Consider the following 22,875-nt stretch of genomic DNA (forward strand, 5'->3'; position numbering starts at 1 on the left):
CTGGTGCCTTTCGGGAGCTGCGGCCGGAGAGCGGGGGAGCGCCTCGCGGCCGCGAGGGGAAGCTAGATCAGCTTGGCGCCGCTCAGCAGCTTGTGCAGCACGGTCGCCGCCGCTTCGCGCGTCGTCGAGCCGAGCGGATCGAAGGCGCCTGCGGAGCCTTCCATCAGTCCGGATGCCGTGACGGCAGCGATGCTGTCCTTGGCGAACGCGCCGAACTTGCCGGCGTCGCTGTAGGTCGTGAACTTGCCGCTATCCGACTTGGCTCCGGCCAGGTCGGCCGCTTTGGCCAGCATGACGGCCAGCTCCTGGCGGCTGATGATGCCGTTCGGACGGAACGTGCCGTCGGCGTAGCCATTGATCAGGCCGGCCGCATAGGCCGCGCTGACGGCATCCGTATACCAGGCGCCGGAGGCGAGGTCGGTGAACGGAGCTTTGGACGTCGTCGTGAGGCCGAGGCCGCGCGTCAGCATCGCTGCGAATTCGGCGCGGGTCACGCTCGCTTTCGGCGTGAAGGCTCCGGCAGCGGTGCCGTTCAGCAGCAGCTTGTCGGACAGCGACTGGATGCGGGACTGAGCCCACGAGCCGGCGATGTCGGTGAAGGCCGCGCCGCCGCTTGCCGCAGCGTAGGTGGAGAAGCCAGGGCGGCTGACGACGACGGTCGTCGTGCCGTCCTCGTGCGTCGTGAATACGGCTGGAGCCGGAGCTTGCTTGCCGCCCGCGAGGAACAGCACGCCCGCTTTTTCGGCGGAAACGCCTTTGTCCAGCGTGAAGCTGCGCTTCAGGAACGTTTTGGACGGAACGTTCAGTGGAACGGAGCCGCTCGCGCTCACGACGTTCGCCTCGAAGGCGACTGGCGTGCCGAGCACGGTCGCGCCGGAGAACTTGGACGCTTCATCCGCGGCGGAGCGGATGATCAGCTCCAGTCCGCTGCCGGCCGGCACGGAGGCGAGCACGGACAGAGGCAGCTCAAGCGATTCCTTGCCGGTGTTCAGGTAAAGCGCGCTGCCGGCCGGAGCCGTGCCGAGCAGCTGGAGTTGATCGGCCGGCAGGCTCAGCTTGGATGCTTTGCCGGATTCGGCCGCCGCGTTTACGACGAGCGCCAGCTTGACGCTGCCGGTGCCGATCGCCGCTTGCAGGTCGGCGTAGGTGACCGTCGTGACGGTCGCTGCGCTTTCCGAGGCGGTCGTGCTCTTCACGGTCGTCTGCGCCAGCCCTTGGGCTGCGATGGCTTTCAGCGCCTCGCCGGCTGCCGCAGGCGCCGGAGTCGGAGTCGGGGACGGAGCGACGATCGGGCCTGGGAAGCCTCCGCCGCCGCCGCCGGTGCTGTAGTTGCTGTTTACGACGGAGAATGGAATGTAGCCGAGCGTTTGCGCGGCGACTTTGCCGTTTGCAATTTTCGCCGCGACGATCGTGAACGCGTAGGAGCCGTCCTTGAGCGCTCCGTCTACGTCCTCATAATCCGCATCGAGCGAATAGATGCCGTTGAAGCTGTGCTTGTACGTCTTCTTCTCCAACGCCTTGGCAGAGCCGGTGGCGTCCGTGACGTTGAGATAGCCGATCGTATCGTCATTGATGTCGGAGATGGCGACCTCGTAATAGTTCATGCCTTCCGCAGCCAGGCGGAAGCTCAGCTCGATGCTGTCATTCACGCCGTCGCCGTTCGGAGACAGCTGGCGCGAGGTAAGCGCTACGTCCTGGATGCCGTAGCCCGTGTCCGGCGTCTTGTCGCCGACATGGACGACGAACGGAATGTGCAGATCCGGATGGCCGGCCGATTTCAGCACGACCGAGCCTTCGTAGACGCCCGCCTCCGCATCGGCTGCCGGCTTGACGCTCAGGCTGAACGGCTGCTTGCTGTAGGCGTTGGCCGTCACGGTCTGGCCGGTCAGTCCGCCGAAGGAGACTTGGATCTTGCTCGTATCCGGCGTGGCGATCGGGTTTGCCGGATCGGACGTCACGCTCGTGTGCAGCTCGTAGGAAGCCGTGTAGGTAAGAGCTTTGTCCGACACGTTGTTGAGCTGCAGCGTGATGGACTTCTCCGCGCTGCCGGCGGCCATGACGCCGAAGCTGGCGTTGTCGCCGTAGTTGGTCGTCGGCACCGGATTCATGTTCACGTCGTACAGCGTCAGCTGCTCGACGGTCTGCAGCAGGGCCGGAGTTTCCAGCGCCTTGGCGACGTTGACGCGGCCTGCGCCTTGGGAATAGACGTCATAGCGGATGCCGTCCTCGTCGGAGATCGGATCGGCGGTGTTGGCCAGCGCCGCGCGGATGTCGAACGGCGTCCACTCCGGATGAGCCTGCTGCAGCAGAGCCGCCAGGCCGGCTACGTGTGGCGTCGCCATGCTCGTGCCGCTGCTGCGGCTGTACGCTTCGTCATAGGACGCGCCCGGGATGCCCTTGCCGTAGGCCGGCCAGGTGGACATGACCGCGACGCCCGGAGCGACGACGTCCGGCTTGATGCCGAGGATGCCGTCGGCGTTCGGTCCGCGCGAGCTGAAGCCCGCCATGCGGTCGCCGGGGTCCTGCTCGGACGTGTACTTGGCGAAGTCGAACCAAACGTTGGAGTTGCCGCTCGCGGTCGCGAAGCGTGCCAGAGCGCGGCCGGTCTTGCCGTCCAGATCGAGCACCGGAACGGTGAAGCCGTCGCCGTAGAAGTTGCCGATCTCGCCGTCGCGGTCCGGAATCGATTCGCTCAGGTCCGCATTGCCTTTCAAGTCATCTTTGCCGTTGAAAATGACGACCGCCTTGGCTCCATGCTTGCGGGCCTGGAGGAACTTGTCCACAAACGTCGTCGAGCCGCGGGAGACGAGGACGATCTTGTCCTTGACATCCTTGTCTTTATAATCTTTTTCGGCGCCCAGATTCACGTAGATCGCTTCCTGAGGTCCGGTGCCGATATCGGATGCGAAGTCGTTGTGCTTGATCATCCAGGAGACGATCGGCAGGTCAAGATCATACACGGAGCCGGTCACCGTCTCCAGGCTGTCCTTGCGGTAGACGGATGCCGTCACTTCCGCGCCGTATGTAGCGCTCGGGCTCGTCGCCGCGCCGACGGAGATGGACAGCTGGCTCGACGCCGGGGAGCCCATCGAATAGAAGTGCTGCTCCGAATCCTCGGCGTTGTTGCCGTTGGCTACGACTGCGACGACGCCGGCGAGCACGGCGTTGTTGAGCGCGATCGCATCCGGCGTGAACGCGTCCTTGGCATCGTCGGAGCCGAGCGACAGGTTGATGACGTCCATGCCGTCCTCGACCGCATGCTCGATGCCGTCGATGACCTGCGCGGAGGAGCCGGAGGAGCGGCCCGTCTCATAGTTGAAGCCGAGCACCTTGTACACATGCAGCTCCGACTCGTACGCGACGCCTTTTTGCGAGTACTCGGTCTCGTTCGCTTCGCGGGAAGCAATCGTGCCGGACACATGTGTGCCGTGCGAGGTGCCAGTGTTGCCGCTCTTGGCGTCCGGGATTTCCTCGTACGGGTCGTCATCGTTGAAATAGGAATCGTGGCCGCCTGCATAGGCGTCCTTCAGGTCCGGATGCAGGTAGTCGACGCCGGTGTCGATGACGCCGACCTTGATGCCTTTGCCGGTGATGCCTTTGGCCCAGGCATCGGGAGCGCCGATCTGGGTCAGCGGGCTGATGTCGCACTTGCAGTCGGCCGGGTCCGCGCCGAGCGGAGTCGGGCTCGTATCCGGAATGGAGTAGAAGGTCCGGTTCTCATAGACCGACTTGACGCCGGAGAGGGAGGCGAGCTTCGGAATCTGATTGGCCGGGAGCTCGATTTCCATGCCGTTCAGCACGGTGTCGAACTGGTACGAAACGTCCAGGGAGATGCCGAGCTTCTGCGCCTGGGAGATGAAGCGGGACTGCTGCCCGCTGATGCTGGCCTCGGTCGCTTCGGCGCTCAGGGACTTGACGCCCATTTTCGCGGCGTATTTGCCTTCGGAGATGGAAGCTCCGTCGAGCTGGACGATGACCTTGATCCGTTCGGAGGAGGTCGTGTCGAGGCGAGGAGAGATGAGCGGCTGCAGGCCTTTGGACAGGCTGCCGGCGAGGATGCCCGGCGTCACGGCCGGCTCGGCCGCTGCTGCGGTCGACGCGAACGGCGTCAACACGAGCGCTGCGGTCAGCGTGGCCGACAGCGCCTTGGAGATGGCTTTGCGTTTCGAATTGTGCAAGCAAGGACCTTCTTTCTGTAAAAGGATGAGGGCGTTGTTGAGATGACAGCTTAAATAACATTGACGGTCGATAATTCTGTCATCTTTCAACAAAGTAATCTAAGAATACTCTGACAAATTGGGCTTGTCTAGCAGAAATTGGGGAAAAACAGATGTGTTTTATGCGTCTATACGCTGAAACTTTACCCGATAATTGCGGTGATGCTTTACTACAATGATTTATTTTCTTGCTCGTTTTCAAATAAAAGCGAAAAAACGCCCGTTTCTTAAAAAAGAAATGGGCTGTTAGTCTTGATTTTAGAATAGGTCTATGTGATCATATCTGACGCGAATCGACAGCCGTCACATCCCCCGCCGATACCGGTCGGGCGACACGCCCATCAGGCGCTTGAACAAGCGGCTGAAGTGGGCGGGATGCTTGAAGCCGACCGCATAGCCGACGTCGGTGACGGAGGCGTCCGGCTCCAGCAGGAAGCGGATGCGCGCCTGGTTGATGCGCTGCCGGTAAATATAGTCGAACAGCGCCACGCCGGTCACTTCCTTGAATGTGCGCGACAAGTAGGAGCGGCTCACATGGAGCTCGCTGGCGATGCCGCCGAGCTCCAGCTCCTCGCTCAGATGCCGCTCGACGTAATCCATCGCCTCCTGGGCGATCGCCTCCTTGTCGCGGGAGCCGCGCCCTCCCCCGCCCGCCCCGAGGCGCAGCGGCTCGCGACAGCGCTCGTAGACGAAGCAGAGCAGGTCTTCGAACGCCAGACGCAGCCGCCGCGCGGCGACCGCGCCTTCCTCCCCTTGATGCCGATGCATGCGCAGCAGCAGCTCCTCGGCCTCGGCCCGCAGCTCGCCCCGCAGCTGCAGCCGGTAATTGCGGAGCTCCTCGAACGGCTGCAGCAGCGGCACCGAGCCGGGCAGGCCGGTATGGGCGGACGGCGGCTCGGCGGCTCGCAGCGGCTCGGGATCGAAGTGGATGAAGCTGCGCACGTACGGCGCAGGACCGGAAACCTTCGGCCGATGCAGCGTCATCCCGTACATGAGCAGCATGTCGCCCGGCTCCAGCCGGTAGATCCGGTTGCCGATCAGGTAGGTGCAGTCGCCTTCATGAAAATAGTAGATTTCATAATGGGTATGGGAATGGAAATCCGGCAAGACCGGGTAGGTCGAGCGGTACGAGAATTCGATCATCCCTTGCCGGTCGCTGATTGCCGGGAGCATGTCGTTCGCCTCCTCGTGGGACGGATAGTGCCAGCATAGCATTCCCCATCGCGAGTGACCAGCCTCTTTCCAATGGGTCGTTGCCGCGCCGCCCGGACGAAATCCGATTGGATGAATAAAGTGAACAAGCTTGACCAATACGAGATTCATAGAACGGGAGGAAGGATCATGGATTGTCAGAGAAATGCGGCCGGTCCCTGCTCCACGGCGGAAGGCTCGGCGACGAACAGCCTCGGATTCGCTTCCCATGCGGAAGGAATCGAGACGCTCGCCCAAGGGAGCGGCAGCCATGCGGAAGGCTACCTCGCGGAGGCGATCGGCGACAGCTCGCACGCGGAAGGCTCGGGCACGGTCGCCCAAGGCTCCGCCTCGCACGCGGAGGGCTTCCGTACGACGGCGAGCTCGGACGCGTCGCATGCGGAAGGCAGCCAGACGAGCGCATCCGGAGGAGCCTCGCACTCCGAAGGCTCGGGCACGTCGGCTCCAGGCATCGCCTCGCATGCCGAGGGCCATTTGACGGCGGCTTTCGGCACGGGCTCCCATGCGGAGGGCTATTTGACGGAAGCGACGGCGGACAGCGCTCATGCCGAAGGCTCGACGACGGTCGCGGCCGGCTCGGCGTCCCATGCGGAAGGCTTCCGCTCGATCGCGGAAGCGGATGCGGCGCACGCGGAGGGCAGTCTGACGACGGCGGTCGGAGCGTCTTCCCATGCCGAGGGGGAGGCGACGCGGGCGCTTGGAGCGACCTCGCATGCCGAGGGCTACATGACCGAAGCGGCGGCGGACAGCTCCCACGCGGAGGGCTCGACGACGACGGCGGGCGGCTCGGCATCCCATGCGGAAGGCTTCGAGACGACGGCGGGCAATACGGCGGCTCATGCGGAAGGCATCCTGACCAACGCGGCCGGAGTCGCCTCGCACGCCGAGGGCGACGGCACGGCGGCGATCGGCGAGGCGTCTCATGCGGAGGGGACGGCGACGCAGGCGGAAGGAGACTTCTCCCATGCGGAAGGCAACGGCTCGCAGGCGACCGGACTGACCTCCCATGCGGAGGGCGGCGGCTCGATCGCAGCGGGCAACTACTCGCATGCGGAAGGGTACCAGACGCAGTCGCAAGGAAGCTATTCGCATGCGGAGGGCTTCCAATCGCTCGCTACCGGAGTCGTCGCCCATGCCGAGGGCGGCTATACGACGGCATCCGGCCTGTATTCGCATGCGGAAGGCTACTACAGCCAGGCCACCGGCGGCGTGTCCCATGCGGAAGGAGGCAGCGCGACGGCTTCGGGCGAATACTCCCATGCGGAAGGCTTCAACAACACCGCGCAGGGATACGCCTCGCATGCAGAAGGGAGCAACACGGTGTCGAGCCAATTCGGCTCGCATACGGAAGGCGTCAATACGGCGGCGTCCGCCTTTGCCAGCCATGCCGAAGGACTGAATACGACAGCCGCCTCTTCCGGTTCCCATGCGGAAGGCGAGTCGACGACGGTGCTGGCGGGGCATTACAACTCCCATATCATGGGCCAGTACGGCTCGACGCTTTACCCGTACTCCTGGCATGTCGCCAACGGCGCCAATGAGGCGGCGCCGGGCTTGGCCGCCGTGCTTCAAGGCAGCACGGGCAACATGTATATCGACGGCACCTACAATACCGGCGGGGCCGATTACGCGGAGATGTACGAGACGGCGGACGGGGCGGCGCTCGAGCCGGGGTGCTTTGTGACGCTGGCAGGGATGAAGATCCGCAAGGCGGAAGCCGCGGACACCTATGTGCTCGGCATCGTGAGCGGCTCGCCGGCGATCGTCGGCGATGCGGCCGAGCTGCGCTGGCAAGGGGCTTATCAACGCGACGAGTGGGGCCGGGTCCTGTATGAGGACTTGCTGGTGCCGGAGCGCTTGGACGAAAACGGCCGGCTGCTGCAGCCGGCTTCGACCCGGACGGTGCCGAAGCTGAACCCGGATTGGGATCCGTCGCGCCTTTACGAATCCAGGCGGATGCGGCCGGAATGGGTCGCCGTCGGCCTGATGGGCAAGCTGCTCGTGCGCGACGACGGCACCTGCGAGCCGGATGGCTGGTGCCGGCCTGCCGCGGGGGGCACGGCGACGGCCGCTTCCGGCGGGTACCGGGTGCTGGAGCGCACGGGTCCTTCGCAGATCCGGATCCAGTTCGTTCCTCCTTCTATTTCGCAATAGCGCCCTTGATGGCGGAGGCCGGGCAGGGTACGATAGCCGCAGGAACTCAGTCTGGACGAAAACGAGGGAGGATGGGCGCGATGAAGCTGGACCGCCTGCTTGCGATTACGATGCTCATGCTGGGGCGGAAGCGGATCGGCGCCAAGGAGCTGGCCGAGCGCTTTGAAGTGTCGCTGCGCACCGTCTATCGCGACATGGAGACGCTCAGCCTGGCCGGCATTCCGATCGTCTCGTACGCCGGAGAGGGCGGAGGCTACGAGATCATGGAGGGATACCGGCTGGAGAGGCAGTTTCTGACGATGGAGGAGCTGCAGGCGCTCGTCGTCGCCCTCAAAGGCATCTCCTCCACGCTCGAGGACCGGGACATCTCCCGGCTGCTCGACAAGGTCGGGGCGATGCTGTCCTCCGCGGACCGGGAGCGGATCGGCGGCGCGTCCGAGGAGATGGTCATCGACTTCAACCCGTGGGGAGGCGGCGCGCGGGAAAAGGATAAGGTCGCCACGCTCCGGCAAGCGATCCGCGAGCGGCGCGTCGTCCGCTTCGCCTATACGGATGCCGGCGGACAGCGGACGGAGCGCAGCTGCGAGCCGTACCGGCTCGTGCTCAAGGGCTACGTCTGGTATATGCACGGCTTCTGCCGGACGCGGCAGGATTGGAGGCTGTTCCGCCTGTCGCGGGCGCGCGAGCTGGAGGCGGGCGCAGAGACGTTCGTGCGCCGGGAGGATCCAGGCGACGAGGAGTCGCTCGCCTGGTTCGGCTCGGGCATGGAGGGAGGGCATCGCGTGAAGGACATCGCGGTGCTCTTCGAACGGCAATCGCGGACCCGTGCCGAAGATTACTTCGGCACGCTCGACAGCGTGATCCGGATGGAGGAGCGGCCGGGCGGCGCGCTGCTCGTGGAGTCGCGGCAGCCCGACGAGCCTTGGCTGGTCGCATGGCTGCTCGGCTTCGGCACGGGCGCTCGCGTGCTGTCGCCGCCGGAGCTGGCCGAGGCCGTCCGGGCCGAGGCGGAGGCGGTCGCGCGCCTGTACGGCGTTGCCGGCGAGCGGGAGCAGGCCGCCGCTGACAGGCAGCTGTCAGCGGAAGCGGGTTATGCTCGGAGAGGCTAGCGGCATCTCTTTGCTTCGCAGGGAGGCGCGGCCGGAATCGATCTCCGGGAGGATGAAATGAAATGTTCAAGACCGTTGATGAATTCGTAGAGGAATGGACGTTGGAGTCGAAGGGGACGCTGCGGATGCTGCAAGCCCTGACGGACGCTTCTCTGACGCAGCCCGTTTGGGAAGAGGGACGGAATCTGGGGCGGCTGGCCTGGCATATCGCGTTCAGCCCGTACGAGATGCTGACGCGCACGGGGCTGCGGCTCGCGGAGCCGGGGCGGGAAGAGGAGGTGCCGGCGTCGTCGGCGGACATCGCCGCGGCGTACGAGCGCTCGGCGAGCAGCATCGCCGATGCGGTGCGGGAGCAGTGGAGGGACGGCGATCTTGCGACGCGGCATGACATGTACGGGGAGCCGTGGTCCAATTCGCTCACGCTGAGAATTCTGATCCAGCATGAAGTGCATCATCGCGGCCAGCTGTCCGTGCTCATGCGCCAGGCCGGCTTGCGCCCGGTCGATCTGTATGGACCGGTGCTGGAGGATTGGGCGGGCTTCGGCATGCAGCCGCCGCGGGTGTAGCTCGGCCGGCGAGGAATAGCTCTCCTCAGTGGCAAATATGGCACGGAGAAGCTCCGCCGTCGGTTGCCGGGGAGTTCGAAGAAATCCTTTTCCCCCCAAAAAAACGGGACGAGGCCGTCGATGACGGCTTCGTCCCGTTTTTCTTGCCGCCCGCCTAAGCGAGAGCGGTCCATCTCCCGGCATCTCGCACGGCGCAGAGCGCCGCGAGAGCCGCGCCGCCCCTTTCCCCGCGCAAAAGCCGTCTGGCTCGGCTAGCGGGCCGCGCTCTCCTGCAGCAGCTCGCGCATGTAGGCGGCGAATTGCCGCAGCATCTCCGGCGAGCGGTGCTCGCCGCTGAAGTCCTCGACGCCGATCCAGCCGTCGTAGCCTACGGCGGCCAGATCCGCCGTCACCTGCGCCCAGTCGACGATGCCGCGGCGCATGCCCGCCCAGCCGCATGTCCACCGCACGCTGCCGTCCTCGCGCTCGGTCGAGGTCCAAGCGGCGTTTTTCATGTGCACATGAGCCAGATGCGGCCCGAGCAGCTCCATGCCCATCCGGTAGTTCTCGAAGCCCTCGTGGACCATGTTGCCGGGATCGAGCAGCACGCCGACGGCATCGGGATCAAGTCCTTCCAGCAGGCGCGCGGCCGCCGAGGCGCTCGGCGCGATCGTGCCGTGGTGGGTCTCGAGGACGCCCTTGACGCCGTAGCGGCGGCATAATACGGCCGCCTCCGCCAAGTAGCGGCGCTGCTCCTCGTACAGCTCGCCGAACGGCCGCGTGCGGTCATAGCCGTGCAGGCCGAGCCGGATCATGTCCGCGCCGAGCGAACGAGCGGCGGCCAGCACGCGCTCGGCCGCGTCGAGATCGCCGCAGCGCAGATAGGGAGCGATGCCGATGCTGCGCAGTCCGGCGGCGGAGGCGGCCCGCTCGTAGCGAGCCAGCTCCTCCTCCGAGGCGTCCACGGGGATGGTGGCGAGGTTGTTGCCCCAATACGACGGAGCCTGCTGGCGCGCCTCGTCGGAGGTGCGGGCGTAGCGCCACTCGATGCCCTGCAGGCCGGCGGCGGCCGCCGAGGCGGCGAGCTCCTCCGGCTGCAGGTCCGGGGTGGCGACGGTAAAGACGGACAGGCGAATGCTCATGGACGGAGCTCCTTTCCTTGCGGGGAGTCGGATCGGGATTCCTGCGCGGCTGCCGAGGCGGAAGCCGCCTGGGCCTGCGCCTGCAGGACGCCCGCTCCGCTGTCGATCCGGATCGCCTGAGCTTGCGCGCGCAGGCAGAGCTCGGCCGCCTTGAACGCATGCTCCTGGGTCATGGCGTTCTCCGTGCGGTTCAGCACGTCGAGGATCAGCTGGCCGAAATAAGGGAAGCCGACCTTGCCGCCAAGCTCCATCCGGTGCTCGCCCTGGCCGTCGACGAGGTAGAGCTGGTCGCCGCCGGAGCCGCGGGCGATGTCGACGTACTTCCGCAGCTCGATGTAGCCCTTCGTGCCGAGCAGGATCGTCCGGCCGTCGCCCCAGGTCGACAGTCCGTCCGGCGTCAGCCAGTCGACGCGGAAGTACTGGCTCGCGCCGTTGTCGCCGAGCAGCGTCGCATCGCCGAAGTCTTCGAGCTCGGGATGGTCCGGGTTCGCGAAGTTGCCGACCTTGCTGCTCAGCACCTGCGCGTCGCGGCAGCCGGCGTAGTGCAGGAACTGCTCGATCTGATGGCTGCCGATGTCGCACAGGATGCCGCCGTAGCGCTCCCGCTCGAAAAACCAGCGCGGCCGGGAAGGAGCGTTCAGCCGATGAGGTCCGGTGCCGATCACCTGCACGACGCGCCCGATCGCGCCGTCCTCGACGAGCTTGCCGGCGAAGACGGCGCTCTCCACATGCAGCCGCTCGCTGAAGTAGACGGCGTATTTGCGCCCGGTGCGGGCAGCCGTCTGGCGCGCCAGCTCCAGCTGCGCCAGCTCCGTGAACGGCGTTTTGTCCGTGAAATAGTCCTTGCCGTGCTCCATGACGCGCACGCCGAGCGGGCCTCGCTCGCTTGGCACCGCGGCCGCCGCGACGAGCCGGATGTCCGGATCCTGGAGAATCTCCTCCAGCGAGCCGGCCACCACGGCGCCGGGATAGCGCGCGGCCAGCGCGGCCGCGCGTTCCGGCTGCGGATCGTAGACCGCGGCGAGCGTGCCGCCCGCCTCGGTCAAGCCGTTGCACATGCCGTAGATATGGCCGTGATCGAGATGCGCCGCCGCGAAGCGGAACTCCCCTTGCTCCACGACCGGCCGCGGCTTGCCCTCCGGCGCGTAGTTCATGCCGTCCTTGCTCATCGGTGTTCTTCCTCCTTTTTCTCGGTCCTGCGTCTAGCTTCCCTGACCGGCCGGGCTCAGTGCGTGCCCTGCACGTCGAGCCTGGCGCCGGCCGCGGCCGGATCCTTGCGGCTGCTGGAGGCGTCGATCCGCTCCTGCAGCGCCTGGAGGTAGCGCTCCTCGTCGAGCGGCAGCTCCACCCAGCCGTCGGTCCACGTCGACAGCAGCATGGCGTTGCACAGCTCGAGTCCGCGGATGCCCTCCTCGCCCGGAGCGGCGAGCGGAGCGCCGGTACGGATCCCGTCCACCCAGTTCCGCGTGACGGCGCGGTGATGCTGCGGATCTCCGCCGGGCAGCGGAACCTCGATGCGCCACGTCTCCGGCGAGCCGAAGCCGCCCTTGTAGTCGCGGTTGAACTCCGGCTCGGGGACGCGCAGCCTCCAGAACGTCAGCTTGCCGTCCTCGGCGACGAGCTTGCCCCGCTCCCCGCTGATCTCGAGCCGGTTCGTGCCGGGGGCGTCGCAGGTCGAGGTGATGAAGACGCCGGTCGCGCCGTTCGCATACTCGGCGTAGGCCGTCACGTCGTTCTCCACCTCGATGTCCCGATGCTTGCCGAAGCCGCAGAAGGCGCGGATGCGCGACGGCATCAGCCCGGTAATCCATTGGAAAAGGTCGAGGTTGTGCGGCGACTGGTTCATCAGCACGCCGCCGCCCTCTCCGGCCCAGGTCGCCCGCCAGCCGCCGCTGTCGTAATAGCTCTGCGGCCGGTACCAGTCGGTGATGATCCAGTTGATCCGGCGCAGCTCGCCGAGCTCGCCGTCCGCGATCAGCTCCCGCATCTTGCGGTAGAGCGGATTCATGCGCTGGTTGTACATGAGGGAGAAGACGCGCCCGCTCGCCGCTGCGGCCTCGTTCATTTCCCGCACCTGCTTCGTGTAGACGCCGGCCGGCTTTTCGACCAGAACATGCAGTCCGGCGCGGAATGCCGCCTTGGCCTCTTCCGGATGCGCGTAATGAGGCGTCGCGATCAGCACGGCGTCGACTTCGCCCGAGGCGATCAGCTCCTGCGTGCTGCCGTATGTCCGCACCTCGTTCCCGAGCTGCTCCTGGGCCCAGTCGCGCCGCGCCGCGACGGGATCGGCGACTGCCGTCAGCACCGCTCCCTCTACTTCGCCCCGCGCCAAATAGCCGGCATGCGCGGAGCCCATATTGCCGAGTCCGATGACCCCGATGCGGATCGGATCTTGATTCATGGTTCTGTTCCTCCTCCTTGAAGGTCGGCCGAAATGCCGCATTGCGTTGCCTATGAATCCGCTTGCAGGAGTCATTCTAACATGATGCCGCTTTGTTCACTTGATCGACGCATGCCGATCCGCGGCCGGAATTAACTCTCGTTGCCTAATTTACCGAAGAAATAGATATCCCGGAATCCGTCCGCTTCCCGGCGGCCGAGAAAGGCCGGGGATCAATCGTACTGGTGGAGGACTGCTTATGCTGATGACCGCTTCCTGCCTTGTGGCGGCTTGCGTGCCGATTGCCTTGTCGCTGATTCTATTCCGTTTCCGGCAGGTGCCGGGGACGATCTTTTATATATGGATGGCGGTGCTGTCGGCCTTTTTCAGCTTCACCGTGCTCATGCAGTATTCCATGCCGGAATTCGAAGCCAAGCTGTTCTGGCGGAATGCGACGCAAATCTCGATCTTCCTGTTCCCGATTGCCAGCCTGTTCCTCTCGATGGTCCATGCCGAGCTCGAGCGCTGGATCCGTCCGGGCCTCATCATCGCCCTGTCGGTCGTCTCGCTCACGGCGCTCATCCTGTTCTTCACGGACACCGCCCATCATCTGATGCGGCAGGAGGTCCATGTGAGCGCATCGGGCCTGACCGTCGCGCACCGCACGACGCTGGGCACGCTGTTCATCGGCTACACGCAGCTCGTCCAGCTGGTCGGGGCGTCGCTGCTGCTCCGAGCGGCTTGGGACGCTGCCGGCCGGCGCCGCAGGCAGCTTGGGCTGATGGCCGTAGGCGCGCTGCTGCCGGTGCTCGGCATCAGCGCGAATCTGATCTACCCCGAGCTGTCCGCCACTCCGGCCGGCTCGATCCTGTCCTCGCTTCTTCCCGCCTGCATCATGATCTTCTACGGCCTTTACCGCTATCAGCTGCTGCATATCGTGCCGTTCGCCCGCGACAAGCTGATCGAGAGCATGAAAGAGGGCGTCGTCGTGCTCGATGCCGACCATCGGCTGATGGACTACAATCCTTCCGCCTATCGGCTGCTGGTCAAGGCCGGAGCGCAGGAGGGGAGCAACTGGACGGCGCTGCCGCTGTCGCTGCTGCTGCCGGGAGCGGAGTCGTGGCTGCAGGCGCATGAGCGCCGCAGCGAGCTGGAGATCGAGCTCTCCTTCCCGGATGGGAGCAGCGAGCAGCAGGTATGGCTCAGCATCACGGTGACGCCGCTGGAGTCGGAACGGGGCGTCTACTTCGGCAGCCTGTCCGTCATCGCGGACATTACCGAGACGAAGCGGCTGGAGCAGGACTTACGCCGCCGCGCATCGACCGACGGGCTGACCGGCATCTACAATCAAGTCGGCTTCATGGAGCGGGCGCAGCGCCATTTGTCGCTCAGCCTCGAGGACGGGGAGGGGTTCAGCCTGATCGTGCTCGATCTGGACCACTTCAAGCGGATCAACGACGAGCATGGGCATCAAGTCGGCGACATAGCGCTCAAGGGCTTCGTCCGTTCCGTGCAGCAGGTCGTCGAGCGGCGCGCGCTGTTCGGCCGGATCGGCGGCGAGGAGTTCGCGGTCGCGCTGCCGGGAGTCCGGGCGGATCAGGCGCAGGAGCTGGCCGAGCGGATCCGCCGGGCGGTTATGGAAGGAGCCGGCCTGGAGGCCGAGGAGGAGAGCCGGCCGGCGCGGGTGACCGTCAGCATCGGCGGCTCGACCGCGAGCTCCGCCGATCGGGCGGACTTCCAGCGGCTGCTCGCCGCGGCGGACCGGGCGCTGTACCGCGCGAAGCGGAGCGGCCGCAACCAGGTCCGCTGGGCGGAGGAGCTGGAATAAGGAGCCGGCCCGCGGGCTCCTTTTAAAAAGAAGCTCTCGCGCGAGTGCGGCCGGGGGGATCCGCGCCAATCGGTCAGCCGTTAGATTTCGCAGGGCAGATTCGATAGAATAAGAGGGAATGGATCCAAGGGCGGGTTGGCGATCTCGGCAAGCCGCTTCTACAACAAGCTGCCGATAGGAGGAATCCCCATGCATTTCAGAGCGCTCGTGGCGGACCGTCGGGAGGATCAAGCGGAGGCGTCCGTCCAGACCGTGGAGGAGGCGCGCCTGCCGGAGGGCGACCTGCTGCTGAAGGTCGCTTATTCCAGCATCAACTACAAGGATGCGCTGGCGATGGAGCCCGACGGGCGCATCGTCAGCCGCTACCCGCATATCCCGGGCATCGACGCGGCGGGCGAGATCGTCAAGAGCTCGGACAAGCGGCTCAAGCCGGGGACCAAAGCGATTGTGACGGGCTACGGCTTCGGTGTCAGCCAGCACGGAGGCTACTCCGAGTTCGCGCGGGTTCCCGGCGATTGGGCGGTTCCGCTGCCAAAAGGCCTGACCGAGCGAGAGGCGATGGCGCTCGGCACGGCCGGCCTGACCGCGGCGATGTCGGTGCAGCGGCTGCAGGACAGCGGCGTCTCTCCGTCGTCGGGACCGGTCGTCGTCACCGGCGCGAGCGGCGGCGTCGGCACGCTCGCCGTCTCGATGCTGGCCCGGCTCGGCTACGAGGTGGAGGCAGTCTCCGGCAAGGAGGAGGCGCATGAGCGGCTGCGGGAGCTCGGCGCGGCGCGGATCCTGCCTCGCGAGGAGCTGCAGCCGCAGGAGGCGCGGCCGCTCGACAAGCAGCGCTGGGCGGGAGCGGTTGACTGCGTCGGCGGCACAATGCTGGCCAGCCTGCTCAGCCGCATGAAGTACGGCGGAGCCGTCACGGCCTGCGGCTTGACCGGCGGCGGCGAGCTGCCGACGAGCGTATATCCGTTCATCCTGCGCGGCGTGAGCCTGCACGGCATCGACTCCGTATGGGCGCCGAGAGAGCTGCGCAAGCGGCTGTGGAAGCGGATGGCCGGCGATCTGAAGCCTCGCCGGCTGGAGGAGCTGATCGCCGAGTTCGAGCTGACCGAGGTGCCGGCCGCCGCCAAGGAGCTGCTGCGCGGCGCCTCGACCGGACGCAAGGTCGTTGTCGTAGGAACGGATGCCCGGCTGTCCGAACGCTGAAAAAAGAGCTGCCTCTGCCGTCCATGAGATGGACCGCAGAGGCAGCTCTTTTGTTTCTGCGCGATCGCGCAAGTCAGGCTGCAGAGATCTTTCGCCCGACATACACGAGATCGCGCTCGACGCCGTCGAGGACGGCGACGCGGGGCAGGCGGCCCCAGACGTCGAAGCCATGCTTCTCGAACAGCCGCAGGCTCGGCTCGTTGTGGCCGAAGACGAGGCCGACGAGCGAGTGGATGCCGAGGCCCGGGCAGGCGTCGATCGCGCGCTGCAGCAGCCGGCCTCCGAGGCCTTGGCCGCGCAGCGCCGGGGAGAGGTAGATGCTGATCTCGGCCGTGCCGTTGTAGGCGGCGCGCGGGTGGAACGACTGGTAGCTCAGCCAGGCGACGACGGCGCCCTGGCCGTCCTTCAGCACCCAGAGCGGGCGAAATTCCGGCGAGTGCTCGTCGTACCAGGCTTGCCGCTGGGCGGGCGTCACCGGCTCCAGATCGGCGGTCACCATGCGGCCCGCGATCGTCGTATTGTAGATGTCCACGATCGCCGGCAGGTCCTCCGGACGCGCATCGGCGAGGGTGTAGGTCAGCAGGGGTTCATTCACGGGGTCAGCTTCCTCTCGGCGGGATGGTCGTGTTCTCCCTATCGTAGCATGGCCGGCGGGAGGGCGGCTACCGGGAGCGCAGGGCGGGCTTACAGCGCTTCTCGCGGCGGCTGCTGGAGCTTGAGCAGCCTGCCGATGCTCTCGCAGGTCCGCTCCACGTTTTTCGGCCCGTCCGCGAGCAGCCGCTCCAGCTCGGACGCTCCCGGCACGATGCCGAAGATCGCGTCGATGCCCTCTTCGTACAGCGTCTCCGCGCCGTCGCCGACATATCCGGCCAGCGCGATGACGGGCTTGCCCGCCTCCTTGGCCGCCTTCGCGACGCCGAACGGCGTCTTGCCGAACCGGGTCTGGAAGTCCATGCCGCCCTCGCCCGTGAAGCAATAGTCCGCCTCCGCCAGCTTCTCGCGCAGCCCGGCGCAGTCGATGACGATGTCGATTCCCCGCTGCAAGGTCGCCGGCGTGAACGCGAGCAATCCCGCTCCGAGTCCGCCGGCCGCTCCGGCTCCGGGGAGATCGCGGACCGGCTTGCCGAGCTGCTCCGCGAGGACGGACGCGTAGCGGGACAGGGCGGCGTCCAGCGCCAGCGCCATTTCCGGCGTCGCGCCTTTTTGCGGACCGAACACATGCGACGCTCCGGTCGGGCCGCAAAGCGGATTCGTGACGTCGCAGGCGACGATCATCTCGGCCTCGGCCAGCCTCGGATCCAACCCGGACACGTCGACCCGGGCCAGCCGCCCGAGGCTGCCGCCGCCTCGGGGCAGCTCGGCGCCGTCCGCATCGAGGAACCGGGCTCCGAGCGCCTCCGCCATGCCGGCCCCGCCGTCGTTCGTCGCGCTGCCGCCGATGCCGACGATGATTTTGCGAATGCCCCGGTCCAGGCAGGCGCGGATGAGCTCGCCGGTTCCGTAGGTGGTGGCGAGGAGCGGGTTGCGCTGCTCCTTGGGCACGAGCTGGATGCCGCTGGCGGACGCCGTCTCGATGACGGCGGTGGCGCTGTCTCCGAGGATGCCGTAGCGGGCAAGGACGCGCTCGCCGAGCGGGCCGGCCACTTCCTCGGCGACGAGCTTGCCGCCGCTCGCGTCGACGAGCGACTGGACGGTGCCTTCTCCGCCGTCGGCCATCGGGACGTGGATGAAGCGGGCGTCGGGGAACGCCTTGCGCAGGCCGGCCTCCATCGCGATGCAGGCTTCCTTGGCCGTCATGCTTTCTTTGAACGAATCGGGGGCGAGCAGAAAGGTCGGTCGTGACATGCGATCACCTCTTGGTTCGTGTGGCAGGTCAGAGCAGGAATTCGTACAGATGGGCGTACGGCATCGGATGCCGGCAAGGCTCCGATCTCGTCCGCGTACTCTTCCAGAGGCTTGATCCGCCCATGCGGGCCCGATCCTATTCGGAGCCTGTCCCGGCACCCGGAGGATAGGCTGCTTGACGAAGAGCGGACCGCACCCGCTCGGCGGCGGCGCGGTAAGCCTCGGCCACTGCCGGCTCGTAAGCCGCATGGAGCGCCTCCATCTCCGCGCGAAGCCCCGGCTCGCGCTCGAAATCGGATGCGGCCGGAGGCGGAGCCGGCGATTTACCTTCAAGCCGCTTGCGATGGACGGCGGCCGTATCGGCGAGCGTCTCGAGCAGCTCCAGCGAGCCGAGCTCCCGAAAAGCTGCAAGCAGCCCCGCCCATGTATCAGGCGTTTGGAGCAGCATGCCTGTCCAGACATAGTATTCCCAGGCGGATCCGGCAGCGTGCCCGTCGAGCACGCGCAGCAGGAACAGCGGTCGAAGCTTCTGCGGCAGCGCATCGAACGCTTCTTTCTTGCGAATATCGGACGCGCCGCGCAGAGGGGCGAGCACCGGCTCGAGGAAGCGGATGAGCAGGCTGCGGTCGGACAGCTCGGCGAGCTGGTCCGGAGTCAGGCTGTAGTCGGGAGTGGGCATGGGGAGAGAGGTCGCCATAGAGGAGCCGCTCCTTTCATCACAGGGAGTAGAGCGATCGAACCGCCAGGAACGAAGGGCGCCGGCTCGATCCGCCGATCAGGCCGGTCGAGGCAGCTCCGAGCCGGGGGCGTCGTCTCTGCCCGGGCGGGCCAGGCGGGCCTCCGCCGCGATGGCCGCCGCGTCGCCGCCCTGGAAGCCGGCCAGCAGATCGGAGGCGAGGCCGGCGATGCGCCTGGCCTCGCCGTCCGTCTGCTCGGAGACCGTCCGCTGCGCCTCCGACAGCTGCGAGAGCCGCTGCGCGGACTGGCTGGTCTGATCCGCTCCGGCGGCGATGTCCGCCATGCGCCGGGAAGCGGCCTCGCAGCCGGCATCCATCTCGCGGATCGTCGCGGTCAGTCCATGGATGCCCTCCGACATGACGAGCAGCTCCTGCTGCAAGGAGCGGAACTGTCCGAGCGACTGCTCCGCCCGGCCGGACGCGGCCTCGGAGGCGTGCAGCCCTTCCTCGACGCGAGCGGCGGTGCGCTCGTTCTCCTGCCGCATGGAGCTGACGATCTCGCGCATCTGCTCTGCGGTGCGGCTGCTGCGGGCGGCGAGCTTGCGCACCTCGCCGGCGACGACGGCGAAGCCGCGCCCGGAATCTCCGGCGCGTGCCGCCTCGATGGAGGCGTTGAGCGCGAGCAGGCTCGTCTGCTCGGCCATTTCGCGAACCGCATCGACCATTTCTTCGGCCGTCTCGGACGCGGTCACCATGGCGGAGGCGGAGGCGGCCGTCTCGCGCAGGATCGCGCTTGCGGAGGCGACCTGCCGCAGCAAGCTTTCCATGCCGAGGCGATGCTCCTCCAGGCCGGCATCGGCGGCAAGCGCCTTGTCCTGCGTGCCGCCGGTAACCTCGGCCGCCTGCCGAGCCTTGGCGGCGATGTCGTTCAAGCTGGACTGCGCCTGCGCGACAGCGCTCTGCTGCAGCTGCTGCAGGCGGACGGCTTCCGCGAGCCCGCTGCCGACCTCGGCGCTCTGGGCCGCGCTCTCGCGCGACAGCTCGGCGACGGAGCCGGCTGCGGCGTCCAGATCCGCGCTCAGCGCGCGGACGCGGCCCAGCAGCCCTTCGAGCTGCTCCTGCTTCTGCTGCCGCTCCGTCTCCAGCCGGGCGACCTCGCGGGCCTTGCTGCGGATCTGCAGGCAGGTGAACAACGCCGTCAGCAGCAGGAACAGCGCATGGATGAGCACCATCGAGAACGGATAGCGGCTCATGCCGAACACGAGCTCCGGCGCAAGCAGATAGCCCCCCAGATGCTGGACGGCGAACAAGCCGGTCATGACGGCGATCAGGCGGATGCTTTCGTAATAGGCGGCAAGGGCGAGCACCATGAAGATCGAGAAGTGGAACTCGACGCTGCCGCCCGACCCGGCGATGATGGAGATGCTGGAAAAGGTGAGCGAAAGCGTCGCGAGCAGCGGAACGAGCCGCTCGAGGGCGCCGCCCCGCTCGCGTCCGAGCCAGAAGGCGGCGAGCAGCAGCAGGAACGGAAGGACGAGCAGGACGTTGAGCGAGAACGGATCTCCCTCGGCGGCGTGGCCGGGCATGGCGTGGCCCATGCCGGACGGGAACCAGCCGAGCGAGCGGTGCGCGAAGTGGATGGCGGCGCCGAGCAAGGCCATTACGGCGGCGGAACGGAGCATGAAGCGGTTGCGGTACGATAGCATGGATGTCGGATTCTCCCTTGAACATGAGGATGAGGATAGGGGAAGAGCGGGCCTCCTGGACAGGCGGACAGGCTCTATCTAATCTGGATAACGCCGCCGGAGGGCGGCTGGATCAAAAATCGGCAGCGGGGCGGATCGGCCGGGCGCTCATGCCGGCCCGGGATCGATTCCGTCTCTCAGCTCGTCCATGCGGCTCGCGACCTCCTCGTGCGGCTGCGGGTAGGACAGCTCGAGCTTTTCCAGCTCCTCCACGAGCGTGCGGAGGACGACGTAGTTGCGGAACCAGCGGTTGTCGGACGGCACGACATGCCAGGGAGAGGCGTCCGTCGCGGTGCGGCGGATCGCGTCTTCGTAGGCGCTTTGATACTCTTTCCAATGCTTGCGCTCCTCGAGGTCGTTCGGATCGAACTTCCACCATTTCTCCGGATTCTCCATGCGGTCGCGGATCTTTTCGAGCTGGAATTCGGGCGAGATGTGGAGGAAGAACTTGAGGACGCGGATCTGCTGCGACTCCAGCATCTCCTCGAAGTGGCGGATCGCCTTCAGGCGGCGGCGGGCTTCCTTGTCGTCGATCGAGCCGTGCACGCGCGTGATGAGCGCCTCCTCGTAATAGGAGCGGTTGAAGGCCGTCATGCAGCCGCGCGCCGGCACGCTGCGGTGGGTCCGCCAGAGGAAGTCGTGCTGCGCCTCCTCGTCGGTCGGCTTTTTGAAGCTGTAGGCGCGGAAGCCTCCCGGGTCGATGCCGCGGAATACTTTTTTGATGACGCCGTCCTTGCCGCTGCAGTCCATGCCCTGAAAAACGATGAGCACGCCGTGGGTGCGGGAGGCGAAAAGCCGCTCCTGCTGCTCCTCGAGCCGTCCGAGCAGCTCGCGCTGCTCGTCCTCGATCTGCTTCTTGTCCTCGATGCCGTTCGTGTCTGCGGGATCGAACGCCTTCAGCTTCAGCTTGGCGTCCGCGCCGATGCGGTAGCGGTTCAGGTTCATCGCGAATGGTCCTCCTTCGATAGCCGGGATGGGATGATGGCTGGCCTCGTCATGGTGTAGAATGCCCGTTTTTTGAAATCGAGCCGTCGGTTGTGAGATGATAGGTATAGATTACAGCGGCCTGACGGGCCGGACAAGGAGCCATGCGATGAATTCTCCGCAGCTTGCGCAGCTCAAGAAGCTCAAGAACGAGATCACCCGCTTCATGATGATGTATAAATTCGCCCTGGACGAGATGGAGACGAGGATCGAGATCCTCAAGGAGGAATTCCAGCTTCTCCACGACTATAACCCGATCGAGCATACGAAGTCGCGCGTGAAATCGCCCGAGAGCATCATCAACAAGGTGCACCGCAAGGGCAGCGAGCTGTCGCTGTCCTCCATCAAGCAGTCGATCCAGGACATCGCCGGCCTGCGCATCACCTGCTCGTTCGTTTCCGACATCTACCGCATCCGCGACATGCTCCGCATGCAGCAGGACCTCAAGATCGTGCAGGTCAAGGACTATATCGCCGAGCCCAAGCCGAACGGCTACCAGAGCCTGCATGTGCTCGTCGAGGTGCCGGTGTACATGTCGGACCGCCAGGAGAAGGTGCTCGTCGAGGTGCAGATCCGCACGATCGCGATGGACTTCTGGGCGAGCCTGGAGCACAAGCTGTACTACAAGTACAACAAGGCCGTCCCGGACCATCTGCTGCGCGAGCTGAAGGAAGCGGCCGACTCGGCCGCCGCGCTCGACCTCAAGATGGAGCGCCTCCACCGCGAGGTGGAATCGCTGCAGGCGGAAGAGGAAGAGGCCGAGGACTTCCTGCCCGCGCTGCTCGAGGAGCCGCGGCAGAAGCAGACGGACGGGCCTGCGCAGCTGCTGCGCCTGCTCGGAGGCGACTTCGGAGGCTAGCGCTTCGCCTACGCCTTCGCCGCGGGCCAGGCTTGGCGGCGAAGCGGGACTTTTGCCCGCAAGCCTTCAGCCGGCTGATGCGCTACGGACCGGTGTCGGCGCTCGAATTCCTGTGCTCGGGCTGACGCCCGGACCGCATGACATGACCGACTGCTCCGTCTCGAGGCTGTACGCCAGCAGCACCCAGGAAGGGTCGCTTTCGTCGCGGCAGCGGTCGCGGTCCTCGGCGGACTCCGCCTCGTGATACCGCCTTGCGAGCGCGCAGCGCTCCCGCAGGCGCTGCCGCAGCGCCTCGATGGCGGCCTTTTTTTCGTCCTGCGAGGTTTCCAGCAGTCCGAGCGCCGCGCAGGGCGACGCGGAAGCCTGCAGCTCCTCCAACGACTCGGCGTCCAGCTTGAGGCGATGGAACGGCCCGATCAGCAGCTGGGATTCCGGCTGCACCTGGAACAGACAGCCGTACAGCAGCTCGTACGCGCCGCGCGCCTGGCGGGCGGCCGCTCCGGGAGGCGACGGCGGAGCCGCTTGCTGCGGCTGGATGTAGTACCCGGCATAGCGTTCGCAGAACTGCTCGTAGTCGCGGGAGAACGCCTCCATTTCCCTCCACATTCGTTCGAGGTCAGCGCTGTACAGCGGAGGCTTCCGAAGCAGCGCGAGGAGGAAAAAATGCCGTTTCAGCTCCCGCTCCATCCACGTATGCTTGATCTCGCTCAGCTCGGGATCGCTGCTGCGGATGCGCTCGCGCACCTGCTTCAGCCATTCCTCGGGCATCGCCTCGTCGAGCCTCGCCTCCAGCTCGGCCATGTAGGCCGGCAGCCCTTCCCGCAGCTCCAGTCCGGACGCCGCGAGCGGGCGATACCGCTGATCCGCCTCGTCCGGCGCGCCTCCCGCGCCGCCGAGCCATTCCTTCAACCGGTTCATCATTCGCCGCCTCTCTCCCTCCATTTAGTCGGTCTTGTACCCGCTATTACCCGGGCGAGG

At 66.3% G+C, this 22,875-nt stretch carries 17 protein-coding genes; 6 read left to right on the plus strand and 11 right to left on the minus strand.

Annotated elements, in window-relative coordinates; genetic code table 11:
• Positions 1-62 precede the first annotated feature (62 nt).
• Both B8V81_RS26020 and B8V81_RS12095 read right to left on the minus strand, forming a co-directional pair.
• On the minus strand, positions 63-4,178 hold the full coding sequence (locus B8V81_RS26020) for a S8 family serine peptidase (protein ID WP_101808456.1): 4,116 nt from the start codon (positions 4,176-4,178) through the stop codon (positions 63-65).
• Between the two features lie 342 nt (positions 4,179-4,520).
• Positions 4,521-5,390, minus strand: coding sequence for an AraC family transcriptional regulator (locus tag B8V81_RS12095; protein WP_028597978.1), 870 nt, complete (start codon positions 5,388-5,390; stop codon positions 4,521-4,523).
• A 168-nt stretch (positions 5,391-5,558) separates the two neighbouring features.
• Between B8V81_RS12095 and B8V81_RS12100 the strand changes: the two genes are divergently transcribed.
• The 3 genes from B8V81_RS12100 (at position 5,559) to B8V81_RS12110 (ending at position 9,258) form a co-directional block, all read left to right on the plus strand.
• Positions 5,559-7,583, plus strand: coding sequence for a peptidase G2 autoproteolytic cleavage domain-containing protein (locus B8V81_RS12100; protein ID WP_052333039.1), 2,025 nt, complete (start codon positions 5,559-5,561; stop codon positions 7,581-7,583).
• An 80-nt stretch (positions 7,584-7,663) separates the two neighbouring features.
• Positions 7,664-8,692 carry a helix-turn-helix transcriptional regulator gene (locus tag B8V81_RS12105; protein ID WP_240478963.1) on the plus strand — a complete coding sequence of 343 codons (1,029 nt, stop codon included), beginning with the start codon at positions 7,664-7,666 and terminating at the stop codon, positions 8,690-8,692.
• 62 nt (positions 8,693-8,754) lie between these two features.
• Positions 8,755-9,258 (plus strand): DinB family protein, encoded by a 504-nt coding sequence (locus B8V81_RS12110; protein WP_028597976.1) that lies wholly within the window; start codon positions 8,755-8,757, stop codon positions 9,256-9,258.
• 251 nt (positions 9,259-9,509) lie between these two features.
• On the opposite strand, the gene B8V81_RS12115 is transcribed toward B8V81_RS12110, so the two are convergent.
• From B8V81_RS12115 to B8V81_RS12125, 3 genes are read right to left on the minus strand one after another with little or no spacing between them, the layout of a single operon-like run.
• On the minus strand, positions 9,510-10,373 hold the full coding sequence (locus B8V81_RS12115; protein WP_028597975.1) for a sugar phosphate isomerase/epimerase family protein: 864 nt from the start codon (positions 10,371-10,373) through the stop codon (positions 9,510-9,512).
• A gap of 2 nt (positions 10,374-10,375) precedes the next feature.
• Complete coding sequence (locus B8V81_RS12120) at positions 10,376-11,548, minus strand: Gfo/Idh/MocA family protein (protein ID WP_084136775.1); 1,173 nt, start codon at positions 11,546-11,548, stop codon at positions 10,376-10,378.
• Between the two features lie 56 nt (positions 11,549-11,604).
• A complete protein-coding gene (locus B8V81_RS12125; RefSeq protein WP_028597974.1) occupies positions 11,605-12,780 on the minus strand; it encodes a Gfo/Idh/MocA family protein in 1,176 nt (391 codons plus the stop codon).
• Positions 12,781-13,018: 238 nt separating this feature from the next.
• On the opposite strand from B8V81_RS12125, the gene B8V81_RS12130 reads away from it, so the two are divergent.
• Together B8V81_RS12130 and B8V81_RS12135 are read left to right on the plus strand one after the other, a co-directional pair.
• Positions 13,019-14,587, plus strand: a complete 1,569-nt coding sequence (locus tag B8V81_RS12130; protein ID WP_101808457.1) for a histidine kinase N-terminal 7TM domain-containing diguanylate cyclase — start codon at positions 13,019-13,021, stop codon at positions 14,585-14,587.
• A 189-nt stretch (positions 14,588-14,776) separates the two neighbouring features.
• A complete protein-coding gene (locus B8V81_RS12135; RefSeq protein ID WP_101809395.1) occupies positions 14,777-15,787 on the plus strand; it encodes an oxidoreductase in 1,011 nt (336 codons plus the stop codon).
• A gap of 73 nt (positions 15,788-15,860) precedes the next feature.
• Here the strand turns inward: B8V81_RS12135 and B8V81_RS12140 are convergent, their stop codons facing one another.
• The 5 genes from B8V81_RS12140 to B8V81_RS12160 all read right to left on the minus strand — a co-directional run bounded on the left by B8V81_RS12140 (position 15,861) and on the right by B8V81_RS12160 (position 20,999).
• Positions 15,861-16,382 carry a GNAT family N-acetyltransferase gene (locus B8V81_RS12140; RefSeq protein WP_228551240.1) on the minus strand — a complete coding sequence of 174 codons (522 nt, stop codon included), beginning with the start codon at positions 16,380-16,382 and terminating at the stop codon, positions 15,861-15,863.
• A gap of 89 nt (positions 16,383-16,471) precedes the next feature.
• Positions 16,472-17,632, minus strand: coding sequence for a glycerate kinase family protein (locus B8V81_RS12145; RefSeq protein WP_101808458.1), 1,161 nt, complete (start codon positions 17,630-17,632; stop codon positions 16,472-16,474).
• Between the two features lie 136 nt (positions 17,633-17,768).
• The gene (locus tag B8V81_RS12150; RefSeq protein WP_127464512.1) at positions 17,769-18,329 is read right to left on the minus strand and encodes a hypothetical protein; all 561 of its coding nucleotides are present in this window, start codon (positions 18,327-18,329) and stop codon (positions 17,769-17,771) included.
• 78 nt (positions 18,330-18,407) lie between these two features.
• Complete coding sequence (locus tag B8V81_RS12155) at positions 18,408-20,015, minus strand: methyl-accepting chemotaxis protein (RefSeq protein ID WP_028597965.1); 1,608 nt, start codon at positions 20,013-20,015, stop codon at positions 18,408-18,410.
• A gap of 147 nt (positions 20,016-20,162) precedes the next feature.
• Entirely contained in the window at positions 20,163-20,999 is an 837-nt protein-coding gene (locus B8V81_RS12160) for a PPK2 family polyphosphate kinase (protein ID WP_028597964.1), read from the minus strand.
• 148 nt (positions 21,000-21,147) lie between these two features.
• Between B8V81_RS12160 and B8V81_RS12165 the strand changes: the two genes are divergently transcribed.
• Positions 21,148-21,897, plus strand: coding sequence for a GTP pyrophosphokinase (locus tag B8V81_RS12165; protein WP_028597963.1), 750 nt, complete (start codon positions 21,148-21,150; stop codon positions 21,895-21,897).
• Between the two features lie 66 nt (positions 21,898-21,963).
• On the opposite strand, the gene B8V81_RS12170 is transcribed toward B8V81_RS12165, so the two are convergent.
• Positions 21,964-22,818 (minus strand): glycine-rich domain-containing protein, encoded by an 855-nt coding sequence (locus B8V81_RS12170; RefSeq protein WP_101808459.1) that lies wholly within the window; start codon positions 22,816-22,818, stop codon positions 21,964-21,966.
• Positions 22,819-22,875: the final 57 nt, after the last annotated feature.

This window comes from Paenibacillus pasadenensis (assembly GCF_002864175.1).
Lineage (GTDB): Bacteria > Bacillota > Bacilli > Paenibacillales > Paenibacillaceae > Paenibacillus_O > Paenibacillus_O pasadenensis.